At 69.6% G+C, this 12642-nt stretch carries 11 protein-coding genes; 6 read left to right on the top strand and 5 right to left on the bottom strand.

Annotation, left to right across the window (positions count from 1 at the left end; genetic code table 11):
- The first annotated feature begins 17 nt into the window (after positions 1-17).
- The 3 genes from ACEN96_RS18080 (at position 18) to ACEN96_RS18070 (ending at position 1468) form a co-directional block, all read left to right on the top strand.
- The gene (locus tag ACEN96_RS18080; RefSeq protein ID WP_495588640.1) at positions 18-539 is read left to right on the top strand and encodes a nucleotidyltransferase family protein; all 522 of its coding nucleotides are present in this window, start codon (positions 18-20) and stop codon (positions 537-539) included.
- 129 nt (positions 540-668) lie between these two features.
- A complete protein-coding gene (locus ACEN96_RS18075) occupies positions 669-1079 on the top strand; it encodes a type II toxin-antitoxin system RelE/ParE family toxin (RefSeq protein ID WP_495584457.1) in 411 nt (136 codons plus the stop codon).
- A gap of 14 nt (positions 1080-1093) precedes the next feature.
- Complete coding sequence (locus tag ACEN96_RS18070) at positions 1094-1468, top strand: helix-turn-helix domain-containing protein (RefSeq protein WP_495584456.1); 375 nt, start codon at positions 1094-1096, stop codon at positions 1466-1468.
- A 6-nt stretch (positions 1469-1474) separates the two neighbouring features.
- Here ACEN96_RS18070 and ACEN96_RS18065 read toward each other — a convergent pair whose 3' ends face one another.
- Positions 1475-2950, bottom strand: coding sequence for an N-acetylmuramoyl-L-alanine amidase (locus tag ACEN96_RS18065; RefSeq protein ID WP_495584455.1), 1476 nt, complete (start codon positions 2948-2950; stop codon positions 1475-1477).
- A gap of 37 nt (positions 2951-2987) precedes the next feature.
- On the bottom strand, positions 2988-3512 hold the full coding sequence (gene tsaE / locus ACEN96_RS18060) for a tRNA (adenosine(37)-N6)-threonylcarbamoyltransferase complex ATPase subunit type 1 TsaE (RefSeq protein WP_495584454.1): 525 nt from the start codon (positions 3510-3512) through the stop codon (positions 2988-2990).
- A 95-nt stretch (positions 3513-3607) separates the two neighbouring features.
- Between tsaE and queG the strand changes: the two genes are divergently transcribed.
- Positions 3608-4723: a tRNA epoxyqueuosine(34) reductase QueG gene (queG, locus tag ACEN96_RS18055; RefSeq protein WP_495588639.1), complete on the top strand. Its 1116-nt coding sequence runs from the start codon at positions 3608-3610 to the stop codon at positions 4721-4723.
- Positions 4724-4835: 112 nt separating this feature from the next.
- Positions 4836-5780, top strand: a complete 945-nt coding sequence (locus ACEN96_RS18050) for a tripartite tricarboxylate transporter substrate binding protein BugE (protein WP_495588638.1) — start codon at positions 4836-4838, stop codon at positions 5778-5780.
- 80 nt (positions 5781-5860) lie between these two features.
- Here the strand turns inward: ACEN96_RS18050 and ACEN96_RS18045 are convergent, their stop codons facing one another.
- Positions 5861-6031, bottom strand: coding sequence for a hypothetical protein (locus tag ACEN96_RS18045; protein ID WP_495584453.1), 171 nt, complete (start codon positions 6029-6031; stop codon positions 5861-5863).
- Between the two features lie 508 nt (positions 6032-6539).
- Here ACEN96_RS18045 and aceA point away from each other — a divergent pair.
- A complete protein-coding gene (gene aceA / locus ACEN96_RS18040) occupies positions 6540-7838 on the top strand; it encodes an isocitrate lyase (protein WP_495584452.1) in 1299 nt (432 codons plus the stop codon).
- Positions 7839-7911: 73 nt separating this feature from the next.
- On the opposite strand, the gene ACEN96_RS18035 is transcribed toward aceA, so the two are convergent.
- On the bottom strand, positions 7912-10011 hold the full coding sequence (locus ACEN96_RS18035) for a hypothetical protein (protein WP_495584451.1): 2100 nt from the start codon (positions 10009-10011) through the stop codon (positions 7912-7914).
- 121 nt (positions 10012-10132) lie between these two features.
- Positions 10133-12439 (bottom strand): response regulator, encoded by a 2307-nt coding sequence (locus tag ACEN96_RS18030; RefSeq protein WP_495584450.1) that lies wholly within the window; start codon positions 12437-12439, stop codon positions 10133-10135.
- Positions 12440-12642 lie beyond the last annotated feature (203 nt).

Genomic DNA, 12642 nt, shown 5'->3' with positions numbered 1-12642 from the left:
GCGGCACTCCTTGGCTCATGGATGCGCTGCGCGCCGTGCGCTCGCTGGGCCTCGAGTCCTGGTGCATCGGTGCCGGCGCCATCCGCAACCTCGTGTGGGATGCGCTGAGCGGGCATGAGCGGCCATCGGCCTTGTCCGATGTCGACGTCGCGTTCTTCGATCCCGCCGACCTGCGTGCCGAGCGCGACGCTGAACTCCAGCGTCAGCTGTCCGGCCGTCTCCCCGGCCTGCCGTGGGAGGTGACCAACCAGGCGGCCGTGCATCTCTGGTTCGAGTCGTATTTCGGCCATGCCGTGGCGCCGTTGCGCTCGCTCGAGGAAGCTGTCGGCAGTTGGCCGGAGTACGCGACCTCGGTCGCGCTCTGGCTCGATGCCGATGACGCGATCCAGGTGATCGCGCCCCATGGGCTCGATGACCTCTTCGACATGGTGGTGCGCCGCAATCCGACGCGGGCCAGCGAACAGAACTTCAGGGACCGCATCGCGGCGAAGCGGTACGCGGAGCGGTGGCCGAAGGCACGAATCGTCGCCATGGACTGATTGCCGCTTGCGGCAAGCTGACGTCAGCCCCCTGACGGGTGGAATGACCGCCGTGTTGGGGGAGAGATGCCGTCGGGCGGCATCGAGCCCTCTACCATCACCTTGACGTGATATCACGCAAGGATTATGGTGAGCGCTTCGATTGACTGCACAAGGCAAGCCTGGGAGGTCTACCTCCACGACGAGTTCGATGTCGAGTTCGAGCAGCTGGACCGAGAGGTCCGCGTGGGACTGATCGGCGCGATGCGCGCCGTCGAACATGCAGGACCGCGTACTGGCAGGCCGCACGCCGATGTCCTTCATGGCTCGAAATTCGCCAACATGAAGGAACTGCGCTTCACCGCGAGGGCGGGACGGGAAATCTGGCGAGCGGCTTTTGCCTTCGATCCGGACCGGCGCGCTTGCGTCCTGGTGGCCGGGGCGAAGCAGGGCAGGAGTCAGGCTGCGTTCTACAAGCAACTCATCCAGGTGGCGGATCGCCGGTTCGCCGAGTTGCTGGCTCGTGCGGTCGATGGCCTGACGAAGCTGCAAAGGAGTTGAAGATGGGTCGTAGCTTGAAAACCATCATCGCGGACCTGCCGCCGGACGAACGGGCATGGGTCGAGGCGAAGGGGCGGGAAATGGCGGACGACATGATCCGCTATGCCGACACCCTGGCCGATGCCCGCCGGGCCTTGGAGAAGACCCAGACCGAGCTGGCGGATGTGCTCCAGATCAAGCAGAACGCGGTGACCCAACTGGAGAAGCGGAGCGACATGCTCTTGTCCACGCTGCGGAAGTACGTCTCCGCCATGGGGGCGGAACTTCAGCTCACGATCCGCACGGCGGCCGGTGTGGTGATCGTCCTGGACGGACTGGGAACGCTGTCGCCCGATGGCGCGCCCTCGGCGGTCAAGTCCGGCAAGGCAAAGGTGCGCCGCCGCGCCTGAGCGCGCTCACAGCGCCCGATGCCTCGCCGCCAGCGGCGGGTTCTTCGCGAAGTAGCGCGCGATGCCCGTCGCCAGCGCCTTGACCAGGTCGTCCTGGTAGTCCGGGTCGCGCAGCCGCGACTCCTCCTCCGGGTTCGAGATGAAACCCGTCTCCACCAGGATCGACGGCACGTCCGGCGCCTTCAGCACCGCGAAGCCGGCCTGCTCGACGCTGCCCTTGTGCAGCTTGGCCAGCTTGCCGATCTGCCCCAGCACCTCGCCGCCCAGCTTCAGGCTGTCCTTGATCTGCGCCGAGGTGCTCATGTCCAGCATCGCGCGCAGCACGCCCTCGTCCTTCACCGCCTTGCTGTTGACGCCGCCGATCACGTCGGCCGCGTTCTCCTTGTCCGCCATCCAGCGCGCCGCCGTCGAGCTCGCGCCGCCCGTGGACAGCGCGAAGACCGACGCGCCCCGCGCCTTCGGCGTGATGAAGGCGTCCGCATGGATCGACACGAACAGATCGGCCTGCACCCGACGCGCCTTGCGCACCCGCTCGCCCAGCGGGACGAAGAAGTCCGCGTCGCGCGTCATCATCACGCGGATGCGCGGGTTGGAGTTCAGCCGGTCGCGCAGCTTCTTGCCGATCGCCAGCACGATGTCCTTCTCGCGCAGGCCCGACGGGCCGATCGCCCCCGGGTCCTCGCCGCCATGCCCCGGATCGATCGCGATGACGATCAGCCGGTCCAGCTTCGCCTGGCTCATCTCGGGCGCGACCTCCTTCAGCGGCGGCGCCGGCGGCGGCGGCGTCTCGATCTTCGCGACGGCGCTGGCCGGTCTCGCAGGGGCTACAGCGGCGGCGCTCGCGGCCGTCGCCGCGGCGGAGGCCGCCGTCTGCGGCCGGTCGATGCGGCCGATCAGCTCGCCCAGCGCGTCATTGACCGACTGCGCCGCCGCCGTCTCGGCGGCTTCCTTCTCGCGCACCAGATCCAGCAGCGGGTCGCGCTCCCGGGTCGGATACAGGTCCAGCACCAGCCGGTTCTGGTACGCCGCCACCGGCTCGATCGTGAACACCTGCGGCGCCACCGCCTGCTTCAGGTCCAGCACGATGCGCACCACGCGCGGCTGGTTCTGGCCCACGCGCACGCCGGCGATGTACGGATCGTCCGGCTTGACCTTGCCCAGCAGCTCCTTCAACCCGGCGTTGAGCTCCAGGCCGTCGATGTCGATGACCAGGCGGTCCGGATTCGCGGCCATGAAGCTCTTGGCGGCCAGCTGGCGGTCGGACTCGATCGTCACGCGGGTGTAGTCCGAGGCGGGCCAGACCCGCACCGCGACGATGTTCGCGGCGCTCGCCGCCAGCGCCGGCACGGCCGGCAGGACGGGGAAGCTCAAGACCACCGCGCCCATGCGCCGCAGCGCCTTGCGGCGGTCGCGCGAGGGCGGCGCGGCATCGCCCGGCGGGTTCGCCGGATCGTCCAGGGGCGGGGAGGGCAGTCCGGTCATGGCTCCGTTCATGTGGGGCGGGGCGGTCGCGTGCGGATCAATCGGAAGCGGCGGCAGGGCCGGGAGCAGCGGTCAGTTGCCGCTCGAGCTCCTCCAGCAGCGCCCGGCCGCGCGGCGTGTGGGCTTGGGCTCGAACGTCGCGGCTGTCGTCGCCGTTGACCTCGAGCACCAGTTTCAGGTCAGGCGGCGGCAGCATGCCGGCCGCCTTGTCGGGCCATTCGCTGAGCTTGAGCCCCGGCGCCGCGAACAGGTCGCGGAAGCCCGCATCCTCCCACTCGCGCGGATCGCTGAAGCGGTAGAAGTCGAAGTGGTGCGCCGGCAGCCCGCCCAGCAGCGGCGGGGCATAGTCCTCGACGACGGCGTAGCTGGGACTCTTGATGCGGCCGGTGACGCCCAGCGCGCGCAGCAGGTGGCGCACCAGGCTGGTCTTGCCCGCGCCCAGTCCGCCATCGAGTTCGATGCTCAGGTCTGCGATCTGGGGACAGCGGGCCAGCGCCTGCGCGAAGCGTTCGCAGGCGGCCTCGTCGGGCCAACGGAATGGGCGGGTTTCTAGAATGCTCAACAGCGATGAATTCCTTGATCAACACCCCGCGGCCCGGCGCGTCCGGCGACGCGACCCCGAGCCCCTCCCGAGACCCCGACGCGCTGGCCGCGCTGATGGTCGAGGTCCGCGCCTGGGCGCATGAGCTCGGATTCTCACAGATTGGGGTGGCCCACGTCGATTTGAGCGATGCGGAGGCCGGTCTGCAGGCCTGGCTGGCGGCCGGTTTCCATGGCGAGATGCAGTACATGGCGGCGCACGGGCTCAAGCGCGCGCGTCCGGCCGAGCTGGTGCCCGGCACGATCAGCATCCTGACCGCGCGCATGGACTACCTGCCCGAAGCCGCCGGCCCCCACTGGCAGGAGCGCGAATGGGCCGCGATGCGCGAGCCGGCGCGCGCGCAGGTGTCGCTCTACGCGCGGGGCCGGGACTATCACAAGGTGCTGCGCCAGCGGCTGCAGCAGCTCGCGGACCGTCTGCAGCAGCGCCTGGGGCCGACGGGGCACCGCGTGTTCACCGACTCCGCGCCGGTGCTCGAGGTCGAGCTCGCGAGCCGCTCCGGCATCGGCTGGCGCGGCAAGCACACGTTGACGCTGCATCGCGACAGCGGCTCGATGGTCTTCCTCGGCGAGATCTACCTGGACCTCGCGCTCCCGCCCAGCGAGCCGGTGACCGCGCACTGCGGCCAATGCCGCGCCTGCCTCGACGCCTGCCCGACCGGGGCGATCGTCGCCCCGTACCGGCTCGACGCGCGGCGCTGCATCAGCTATCTGACGATCGAGCAGGACGGGCCGATCCCGCTCGAGTTCCGCGAGGCGATCGGCAACCGCATCTACGGCTGCGACGATTGCCAGCTCGCCTGTCCCTGGAACAAGTTCGCGCGCAGGAACGCGCTGCCGGACTTCGACTGGCGCGAGCCGCTGGGCAATGCCACGCTGCTCGAGCTCTGGGCCTGGGACGAGGCGGCCTTCCTGCGCCGCACCGAGGGTTCCGCCATCCGCCGCATCGGGCACGCGCGCTGGCGCCGCAATCTCGCGGTGGCCATGGGGAACGCGCTGCGGCAAGACCTGGCCCCGGCGCTGCGGGCCGCGATGACCGCGGCGCTGACCGCGGCCCGCACGGACGCGTCGCCGCTGCTGGCCGAACACATCGACTGGGCGCTGGCCCAGGACCGCGGCGCCGGCTCCGGCGCGAGCGCGGGTGGCCGCGCGGCCGGTGAGGTCTCTACGTAGTTCCGCTAGCGCGCTGTTACCGACGAGATACTTAAGCTGTCCCGATCGATCCATCCCATTTCCGGAAGACGAGGAGAACATGAACCGTCGCTCGATCCTTCAACGCGGCCTGATGCTGGGCACGCTCTCGCTGTCGTGCGCCGCGGCGCTCGCCCAGTCGTACCCCACGCGGCCGGTGAAGCTGGTGGTCCCGTTCGCCCCGGGCGGCACCACCGACATCGTCGCCCGCGTCGTCGCGCAGCACATCGCCGGGCCGCTGGGCCAGACGATGATCGTGGAGAACAAGGCCGGCGGCGGCGGCATCATCGGCGCCAACGACACCGCCAAGTCGGCGCCGGACGGCTATTCGCTGGGCGTGGCCACCGTCTCGACGACGGCCACCAACCCCGCGATCAATCCCAAGACGCCGTACAACCCGCTGACGGACTTCACGCCCATCATCAACCTGGCGGCCACGCCCAACGTGATCGCGGTGCATCCGTCCTTCCCGGCCAAGGACTACAAGGCCTTCGTCGCCGAGCTGAAGAAGAACCCCGGCAAGTACAGCTACTCCACCTCCGGCACGGGCGGCATCGGCCACCTGCAGATGGAGCTCTACAAGAGCCTGACCGGCGTCTTCGTCACCCACATCCCGTACCGCGGCGCCGGCCCGGCGCTGAACGACACGGTCGCCGGCCAGGTGCCGATGATCTTCGACAACCTGCCGTCGGCGCTGCCCTTCATCAAGGACGGCCGCCTGATCGCGATCGCGGTCGCCGCGCCGCAGCGCCTGGCGGTGCTGCCCAACGTGCCGACCTTCAAGGAGCTCGGCCTGGAGCCGGTGAACCGCATGGCGTACTACGGCATCCTCGGGCCGAAGAACCTGCCCAAGGACGTGGTCGCCAAGATCCACGACGCCGCCCGCAAGACCGTCGAGATGCCCGAGGTCCGCAAGCGCATCGAGGAGACCGGCTCCATCGTCATCGGCAACACGCCGGAGCAGTTCACCGAGCAGATCAAGGCCGAGTACGCGGTCTACAAGAAGGTCGTCGAGACGCAGAAGCTCAAGCTCGACTGAGATCCGCCGATCCGGCTTCGGATCGGGCCAACGAAAAAGGGGCGTCCCGTGGGACGCCCCTTTGTCATGGCGATGCGGGATCAGCCGAGCATCTTGCGCAGCGTTCCCATCACGCCGTTCATCAGACCGCCGGTCATCTTGTGGGCCAGGCCGCTGATGCCGTTGGACACGCTGTTCGTCGCGGAACCCACCGCGTCGGTGGCGACTTTGCCGGCCACGTTGGAAGCCAGACCGCCAAGCAATGCAAACATTGTTTTCTCCTAGGAAGGGCCGCCGCATGTGCCGGGACATCGCCACGGTGCCGCGACGCACGGCCGGGTCCCGGCACGCGGCGGCCTGGAATCAGGTCGCGGCACAAGGCGGTAGTGCGGTGGCCGGGGCGTTCCGAATCGCTCCGCGAATTGCCGGCGATGGCGGCGCAAGTGACTCCAATGAGCGGCTGGCCAGTGATTTCATGCCGTGAAAGCGCGGGAGCTCCGCCACCGCCTCGATTTCCGGCCGAATTTCAAATCATGAAAAGAGCCTCGCGGCATGCAAAAACATCGCGTGCTGCACCGCCGCAAGATTTCTCATGATGGAAGAGCTACTCTCACGATCCGGTTTTTGATTCGCAACTCGTTGATTTGTAAGGATTAAAAAATCAGTCTTATATAAGACATTCACGCCCACGAGCGGCGGCGAGGCGCCTAGATTTGAGCCCATCGGTTTTTGATTTTCCGACCCCTTCCTCAACAACTTCATTCGAACCAGGAGCTCACCATGACGACCTTGACCCGCGAACAGCAGATCGCCGCCCTTGAAAAGGATTGGGCCGAGAACCCCCGCTGGAAGGGCATCCAGCGCGGCTACACGGCGGCGGACGTGGTCCGGCTGCGCGGCTCGCTGCCCATCGAGCACACGCTGGCCAAGCGCGGCGCGGAGAAGCTCTGGAGCCTGGTCAACACCGAGCCCTTCATCAACGCGCTGGGCGCGCTGACCGGCAACCAGGCCATGCAGCAGGTCAAGGCCGGCCTGAAGGCGATCTACCTGTCGGGCTGGCAGGTCGCCGGCGATGCCAACAGCAACGGCGAGATGTATCCCGACCAGTCGCTGTACTCCGTGGACTCGGTGCCGAAGGTCGTCAAGAAGATCAACGCCACCTTCAAGCGCGCCGACGAGATCCAGTGGAGCGAAGGCAAGAGCGACATCGACTACTTCGCGCCGATCGTCGCGGACGCGGAGGCGGGCTTCGGCGGCGTGCTGAATGCCTTCGAGCTGATGAAGGCCATGATCGAGGCGGGCGCCTCGGGCGTGCACTTCGAGGACCAGCTGGCCGCCGCGAAGAAGTGCGGCCACATGGGCGGCAAGGTGCTGGTGCCGACGCGGGAGGCGGTGGCCAAGCTGGTCGCGGCGCGCCTGGCCGCCGACACCATGGGCGTGCCCACCGTGCTGCTGGCCCGCACCGACGCCGAGGCCGGCGACCTGGTCACCAGCGACGTCGATGACAACGACAAGCCGTTCTGCACCGGCGAGCGCACCGTCGAGGGCTTCTTCCGCACCCGCAACGGCCTGGACCAGGCGATCAGCCGCGGCCTGGCCTACGCGCCCTATGCCGACATGATCTGGTGCGAGACCGGCAAGCCCGACCTGGCCTTCGCCAAGGCCTTCGCCGAGGCCATCCACGCCAAGTTCCCGGGCAAGCTCCTGGCCTACAACTGCTCGCCCAGCTTCAACTGGAAGAAGAACCTGGACGACGCCACCATCGCCAAGTTCCAGCGCGAGCTCGGCGCGATGGGCTACAAGTTCCAGTTCATCACGCTGGCCGGCTTCCACAGCCTGAACTACTCGATGTTCAACCTGGCCTACGGTTACGCGCGCAACAACATGAGCGCGTTCGTGGAGCTGCAGGAAGCCGAGTTCGCCGCCGCCGAGAAGGGCTTCACCGCGGTGAAGCACCAGCGTGAGGTGGGCACGGGTTACTTCGACGCGGTCACCACCACGATCGAGGCACAGGCGTCGACCGCGGCGCTGAAGGGTTCGACGGAGGACGAACAGTTCTTCGACGCGAAGCACGGCTGATCGCCGCGCGCGTCCCCGCGCGAGCGGGGAGGGATGAACCGGAAGGGGCTGCCGCGAGGCGGCCCCTTTTTCGTCATCCCCTGGCGCGTCCGGACGCGCGTCCGGACAACCGGCCCGTGTCCAGATGCCGCTTCGTGTGGGCCAGGTCCGCCAGCGCGTTGCCGCTGTCGGCGCGCGCGAACAGGTTGGCCTGCTCCAGATGGCGCGCCAGGGCCTCGTTGTGCCGCCGCAGGTAGGCCGCGTAGACCTCGGCGTTCCCGTTCACGAGCCGGAAGAAGGTGGCGTCGTCGTGCAGGCGCGGCCGCAGGCGGCGGTCCGCGCCGTGGAACAGGGCCTTGACCTCGGGATCGGCGCTCCGGGTCAGGTCGGAGGCCGTCTTGAACAGCACCTCGCGGCGGAACCCCGGCAGTGCGTCGATGAGGGCCGCCGCCGGGTGGCGCTGGAGCTGGAGGTGCAAGCGCTCCTGGAGCTCCAGCGCGGAGCCCCGGAACCAGCTCCGCGGATAGCTCTGCTCGCGCAGGTCGTGCAGGCGCCCGACGCCTTCGCCGAGCAGCGTCCGCTTTGCGCCGCGCGACTCGTTGCGCGCGCGCACGCGCTGCTGGCGCTGCTCCGCGGAGACGGGCGCGTTGGCACCCGTCTTGTGCTCGGCCTTGAGCACCTTCAGGATGTCGCGCCACAAGCGCGTCTGCACCGCCAACTGATGATGGTTGAGGTAGTCGGTCGAGACGCCGCCGATGACCGTGTCGATCGGCGTGGTGCGCAGGCGATCGCCGAAGTCCCCCTGACGGAGCTTGGCCTTGACCGGCGCGTCCGCGCCCTCACCCAGGTAGCGGTCCTGGCGCGTCTCGTTGGCCGCCGCTCCCACGCTGGCCGCCACGGTGAGCGTGGCGCCGGACGCGGCCAGCGGCATCGCAACCGGCGCCGCCAGGCCGCCCGTGGCGAGGGTCGCGATGCCCGTGCCTGCCATGATGGCCTGGCCGGCCGCCAATCCGGCATCACAGACCTGGCTTCGGAGACCGTCGGACGAGCGCGACCGGAAGTCCTGCTCAAAGACCCGGGCCGTGGCTCCAGGCAACTGCGGGGCGATCGCGCGCACGGCCTCCGCGTCCTCGAGGAGCTGCTGGCGCTGGGCGTGGTGGATGCGGCCGTTCAAGATGCCCGAGGTTCCCTGCGCCAGCTGCGCGCCAAGCAGGAGACCCGTGGCGGTGGTCTCGAGGATCTTGCCCGCGCCGGAGGCCATGGCCTGCCCGGTGATGTTCCCCGCGGCCCCGCAGGCCTCCGCGCCCGCGTCGGACGCGGCGGCGGCGACGGACTCCACCATGCCGGCCACCATGCCGGACATGCCCGCGGCGGTCAGCAGCGCGGCGGGGCGGGCCTGCTTGGCCAGTTCGCATCCGGTTTCCGCCTTGCTCAGGAGGTGGAAGCGATAAAGGAGTTCGCAGGTCACCGACTGCGGATCTTGCTCGAGACGCTGGTCAAGGATCGCCTTCACCTCGTCCTCGAACGCCTTGCGCAGGTCGCCATTGCTCAGCTTGCGGCGCAGCTTGTTCGCCAGGTTGTGCTTGAGCAGGGCAAAGAAGCCTTGCCGGCGTTTGCTGGAGCGCTTCTCGAAACGGTCGGCGCCCTCGTCGTGCAGCTGCTTCAATCGTTCAAGTCCAGGATCCGGCGTGCCACCGTCCCGTGTGTTGTCCGGATCGAGGACGCCGATCATGAGCTCCTGCTCATCGAGGCACGCCAGCACCTGCCCGGGATAGTCCCGCGCGTAGCCCGCGACGGCGGACTTCACCGCCTCCTTCGCCGCCCGTCCCACCAGCGGGAGCAGGAGAAGGAGCACGCTGATCTCGACATAGTGCTGGCTGGCGCCGGACAGGGCGGCGGGCAGCGCGCCCGCGATGTCGTCCGGGCCGTCCATGTTCTTCGCCTTGGCCAGGAGCCGCAGGAGCGACGGCACGTTGGTGCCCGAGAAGTCGTCGATCACCCGCGGGAAGGAGGAGAGCCGGCACCGGCCCAGCGTCACGCTGGCGGGGTCGCCTTCGGGGGCGGTGAAGAGCACACCGCCGTGGCGCGGGACATCCGCCGGGGCCTGGACCGACGGATCGTCCTCGTCGCGTTGAAGCAGGGGGATGAGATCGGCGTCGCGCCGTCCACCGGGCGCGAAGCAGAGCGCCGTCACTCGGCACCGCCCGCGACCGCGCCGGCGCGGAGGATGAGAAGAACCCAGGCCATCGTCATCGTCCTTGAACAGTGAAGGTCCGATGTAGTGCCTGGTTGTCAGGCCTTGTTCCGTTCGCTGTTCAGCGGGTCGACGCCTCCGCGGGGCGCGTGGCGCGGTCGCGCTGGCGCCATTCCTGGATCAGTTCGACCACCGCATCCGGATCGGCCGGCTTGACGAGATGCACGTCGAAGCCCGCCTCGTGCGCGCGGCGGCGGTCGTCCTGCTGGCCGTAGCCGGTCAGCGCGATGAGCAGCCAGCGATCGCCGCCGGGCAAGGCGCGCAGGCGGCGCGCGACCTCATAGCCATCCAGGCCTGGCAGGCCGATGTCCAGCAGCACGACGTCCGGCGGACGCGCGGACGCCGCATCGATCGCCCCCGGTCCGTCGAGTTCGACCTGCGTGGCCAGGCCCGCGAGTTCAAGGAACACCGCCATCGAATCGGCCGCGTCGCGGTTGTCGTCCACGACCATGACGCGGCAGCCGTCCTCGCCGGTCAGCGCGAGGGGCGCCAAGGCGGCGGCCTGCGCCGCCGGTCCCGATGCCGCGGCCGACGCGCCGGCCGGCTCCTCGGCGGCCGCCATGGGCGCGGCGGGCAGGCGCACGACGAACTCGGAGCCCTGGTCCGGCCCGTCGCTGCGCGCCTGGACCGTGCCGTGATGCAGCTGCACCAGACGCTGGACCAGCGTCAGGCCCACGCCCAGGCCGCCCTGGTTGCGGTCCAGGCCGCGCGGCCCCTGCTCGAACAGGTCGAACACATGCGGCAGCAGCGTGGGCTCGATGCCGCGGCCGTTGTCGCGCACGCTGATCAGGAAGGCCGTCCCGGCGTCATCGCTGGCGGTGTCCGGCGCGAGCGTCAGTTCGATGCGGCCTTCCGGCGCGGTGTACTTGCTGGCGTTGTGCAGCAGGTTGGTGACGACCTGGATCAGCCGCGCCGCGTCGCCGCGCACCGGCACCGGGCGGTCGGGGAGCGACAGCCGCAGCTGCTGGCGCTGCGTGTCGATCAGCGACTGCACCGGCTCCACGGCCTGCCGGACGACGTCGCGCAGGTCGAGCGTTTCGGTCTTGAGCACGATCTTCCCCTGGCTGATGCGCGCGACGTCGAGCAGCTCGTCGACCAGCCGCGTCAGATGCCTGACCTGGCGGTCGGTCACGGCGACGGCGCTGGCCAGGCGCGTGTCGTCGACCTCGCCGGTGCGCCGCGCCTCGGGGCCGGCCAGCCGCCGCATCAGCTCGATCGCGTTGCGGATCGGCGCCAGCGGGTTGCGCAGTTCATGCGACAGCATCGCGAGGAACTCGTCCTTGCGGCGGCTGGCCTCGAGCAGGCCGGCCTCGGCCTGGCGGCGCTCGACGATCTCGGCCTGCAGCGCGCCGTAGAGCCGCGCGTTCTCGAAGGCGATCGCGGCGCGGCCGGCGAGTTCCTCCAGCGTCGGCCAGTCCGGCGGCTGATGCGGCTCGGCCAGCATCAGGCCGCCGAGCGCGCGCTCGCCGGCCACCAGCGGCAGCACGACGCCGCTGGCCGTGTCGCGGCGCAGCAGCGCGCGCGACGCGGCGCTGTCCTCGTCCAGCCCGGGCGGCTCCGGCGGCTGGGTGCCGGGCTGCAGCGACGGGATCATCTGCTCGAGCGCGGTGCGCGTCGCGTTGTAGAGCACCTCGGAGAGCATCTGCGCGCGGCCCTCGATGAACAGCGGCGGCTCGCCGGCGGCGATGGGGGCGTCGCAGCGCAGCACGCGCTCGTGGCCATGGCCGGCGTCGCGCAGCCACAGCAGCGCGCGCGGCGCGAAGCGCGGCACCAGCAGCGCCAGCAGGCGCCGCATCGCGACCTCGGCATCGAGCGAGTCGGCCAGCTCGCGGCCGGCCTGGGCCAGGAAGATCGAGCGCCGGGTGTTCTCCTCGGCGGCGCGCTGCGCGGCCTCGGCGCGCGCGATGGCGATGCGCTCCAGCGCCTGCTGCCGCAGCCGCTGCTGCATGATGAACAGGTCGACGAAGACGCGCACCTTGCTGCGCAGCACGTCGGGGATCACCGGCGAGAGGATGTAGTCGACCGCGCCCAGCGAATAGCCCTGCGCCGTCTGCAGCTCGTCGGCGTAGGCGGTGACGAAGATGATGGGCGTGTGCGCCGAGCGCCGGTAGCCGCGGATCAGCCGGGCCGTCTCGAGGCCGTCGATGCCCGGCATGTTCACGTCCATCAGGATGACGGCGAACTGCTGGCGCAGCACCTCGCGCAGCGCCTCGCTGCCGGAGCGCGCGATGACCAGGTGCTGATCGAGGTCGGCCAGGATGGTCTCGAAGACCAGCAGCTTCTCGGGCAGGTCGTCGACGATCAGGATGCTGGCGCGCTCGGCGGCGTCCGGCGTGGCGTAGCCGTCGAAGAGGGCGCTCAGTGGCATGGCCCGTCCTGCCACGCAATCGATGAGGCCAGTGGCACGGCCTTGAGACGTTCGGCCGGGACCGCGGCCAACCCTTCTTCCAAGACGCACATGAGGCGACTCCCGGCCGTCTGATCGCGGCTCAACCGGCAGACTTTAGCTGCGTGGCCGTGACAACGACCCCGGGTTTTGGAGAGGTTTCATGGGCACGCCAGTTGCCAATG

It is taken from the genome of Roseateles sp. Mitsp63, assembly GCF_059491535.1.
The sequence above is the reverse complement of the archived record's forward strand: the minus strand, read 5'-3'. Positions and strand labels throughout refer to the sequence as shown.